The 679-nt window shown below is 48.3% G+C and carries 1 protein-coding gene and 1 pseudogene; both read left to right on the forward strand.

The window, feature by feature from the left end:
* Window positions 1–164: 164 nt before the first annotated feature.
* Entirely contained in the window at window positions 165–476 is a 312-nt protein-coding gene (locus AYY16_RS15090; protein ID WP_067368407.1) for a MobC family plasmid mobilization relaxosome protein, read from the forward strand.
* Window positions 466–679: pseudogene (locus AYY16_RS15095) on the forward strand (relaxase/mobilization nuclease domain-containing protein); the annotation flags it as partial. The gene AYY16_RS15090 and the pseudogene AYY16_RS15095, both read left to right, overlap by 11 nt.

A 679-nucleotide genomic window follows, 5' to 3' on the forward strand; every position in this document is an offset into this window, starting at 1 on the left:
TTTTTCCTGCTTCGTCATCTTTAATATCCGTCCATTTCCTCACTGATTGTACAAAATCTTATCTGCTGTTAATGTTTAGGGCAAGGACACACATCGTTATCTCTGCGAGATTTCCTCGTGACCTTGCAATGGGCTTTGCCCCTTGACCCCAAAAGGACAACAGCATGACGACCAAACGCACAGAAATCGTGATTATTCGCCTGACCCCTGACGAGAAACAATCGTTACTTCTGCGGAAAACCAAACCCCGTTTAGCGGAGTGGTTACGTGAACTGGCGTTAGGTCAGAAGCCAAAGCGTCAGCCGAAAAGCGTTGACCCAGCATTACTGTTTGAGCTTAACCGGATAGGTGTGAACCTTAATCAGATAGCCCGTCATTGCCATCAGGCTCCGGTTTCTATGGAGACGGTCAATATTGCCTTAGCGTTACGGCATATTGAGGCACAGCTTCGGGAGGTGCTTGACCGTGCTGATTAAATTCTTTGGTAACAAAGGCGGTGGCAGTCCGAAAGCCAGCATGGATTACCTGCTTCGGGAGGGCAAAGAGGACACACAATTTCAGGTGTTACGGGGCGACCCTGACTTGTCGCAGTCTATTGCGGAGAGTTGCGGATTTAAGAATGCGTACACCGTGGGGTGTCTGTCATTTGAGGAAGAAAATATACCCGACCATCACAAAA

The sequence above is a fragment of the Morganella psychrotolerans genome (assembly GCF_001676155.1).
GTDB lineage: Bacteria > Pseudomonadota > Gammaproteobacteria > Enterobacterales > Enterobacteriaceae > Morganella > Morganella psychrotolerans.